This is a genomic window from Actinosynnema sp. (genome assembly GCF_052038725.1).
In genome coordinates this window covers 1-1,892 of sequence record NZ_JBQGCX010001041.1, presented here as the reverse complement: position 1 = coordinate 1,892, position 1,892 = coordinate 1, and the positions used below count along the sequence as shown (strand labels likewise).

1 protein-coding gene is annotated in these 1,892 nt (G+C 76.7%); it reads right to left on the bottom strand.

Annotation, left to right across the window (positions count from 1 at the left end; genetic code table 11):
- Nucleotides 1-612: 612 nt before the first annotated feature.
- The gene (locus tag ACTUAL_RS22015) at nt 613-1,794 is read right to left on the bottom strand and encodes a DNA alkylation repair protein (protein WP_440901571.1); all 1,182 of its coding nucleotides are present in this window, start codon (nt 1,792-1,794) and stop codon (nt 613-615) included.
- Nucleotides 1,795-1,892: the final 98 nt, after the last annotated feature.

Genomic DNA, 1,892 nt, shown 5'->3' with positions numbered 1-1,892 from the left:
CTCGCCGATCGCCCCGCCAACCGCCCCGCCCGCTGGCTAGCCCGCACCGATGAAGAGACCGCGCCGCCAGGCGGATGGCGCGGCCGGGCGGACTGCGCCGCCACCCGGACTGCGCGGCCGGGCGGATCGCGCCGCCACTCGGATTGCGCGGCCGGGCGGACTGCGCCGCCCTCGGGACTGCGCCGCCATCGGGACCGCCCCGCCATCCGAACCGCCCCGCCGGGCGGACTGCGCCGCCAGGGGAACTACCGCCCCCCGGCCCGCACCGGCGAGAGGGGACTTGCCCAGGCTGAACCGAGTCGGACCGGTCCGGATCAGGCCAGGTCGGAGCGAGGCTGGAACCGGCCGATGCCGTGGCCGGGATGGTGCCGAGCCGGGGCGTTGTCGGGCACATAGTGGCACCGAGTGGCTGTCGGGACCAGGGGGCGCCGAGTGGCTGCCAGGGCCAAGCCGGTGCCAGGACCGGACCGGTGCCAGGACCGGGCCGATGCCAGGACCGGGCCGGTGCCAGGCTGGAGCCGGACCAGGCCTGGCTGGCCCGGCCAGGCCCGGCCAGACCGGTGCGCGGCGCGTGGTCGCGTGGCGCGGCGCGGATTCAGTTGTGGGGCATTGTCAGGTGCGCGTCACCTCCGCCTTCGGCTCGGTCGCGCGCGGCGCAGCGCCCCTCGGCTCCGCACCCCTCGTCGTCGCGCGTGGGCCCGGCAGGCCCGTCAGGTCGAACTCGGTCAGCCCGTGCCTGACGCCGTTGACCTGGAGCTCCACCGCGTGCGTGCCCGCGTGGTGCCGTCGGGTGGTGATCTCGCGGAACGGGTGGCGCTTGGTCAGCAGGGCGCGTTCGCCCGGTTCCAGCACGCGCGTGGTCAGCTTGAACACCTTCGGCGTCCGCGAACCGTCCGCCTTCACGTAGTGCACCGCGTAGTCGATCGCCAGCCGCGCCGCCTCCCGACCTCGGTTCACCACCTCCGCCGTGAACTCCAGCTCGCCCCCGAAGCGCACCTGCGTCCCTGCCAGCACCGGGCCGCCGACCTCAACCTCCGCCGCCCCGTACCCCAGCAGCCCCAGCGCCCCCGGATCACCGCGCTTGACCAGGGTGCGCAGCGCGTGCCGCACCAGCCGGGGCGTCGTCGGCGCCGGGTCGGCCAGCCAGCGGCCCGCCACGTCGACCACCAGCTCCGGGGCCAGCCTGCTCACGTCGTTCAGGTGGTTGGCCACCGAGCGGCGCACGTACTCCGACCCGTCCGCGCGCAGCGCCTCCAGGATCGGCAGCGCCCGCGCCGGCTCCGCCGTCAGCCCCGGCACCCGTCTGCCCCACGGCAGGAACGGCCGGGTGCCCTCGCTGGCCAGCCGCCGCACGTGCTCGTCCGGCGACGCCGTCCACGCCAGCGCCACCTCCAGGGTCGTGCCCAGGTCGGCCAGAAGGAACGCGCGCAGCGCGAACTCGCCGGTCAACCGCCCGGTCAGGGCCGCCAGCACGGCCAGGCCCTCCCGGACCCGGTCGGTCGACGCGGCGCGCGCCGCCAGCGCCTCGGACAGCGGCCACACCGCCCAGCCGCCGAACCCCGGATCGGTCAGCGCCGCCAGCAGCACCGCCTCGAACGCCGACCAGTCCTCCGGCAGGTCGGCCAGCACCGCGTCCGCGACCAGCCTGGTCCGGCCCGCCAGCGCGACGCCGTCCAGCGCGCCCGCGACCTCGGCCACGCGCGGGCAGGGCGCCCCGGCCAGGCGCAGGCGCTCGGCCAGGTCGAGGACGGTCGTGGGGCTCAGGAGCTCAGCGGCTGTGGGCACGGGAACCATTGTCCGGAGAGGTCTGACAGTTCACGGGCGCGCGGGGGAGGCGGGGGGCGGGGACCGGGCCAGTTCACCCGTTCGTGGAGCGCGTCACCGCCCGACGC

Excerpts from the sequence above, each read along its gene's own strand:
- ACTUAL_RS22015 (WP_440901571.1), bottom strand. The coding sequence starts at position 1,794 with ATGGTTCCCGTGCCCACAGCCGCTGAGCTCCTGAGCCCCACGACCGTC.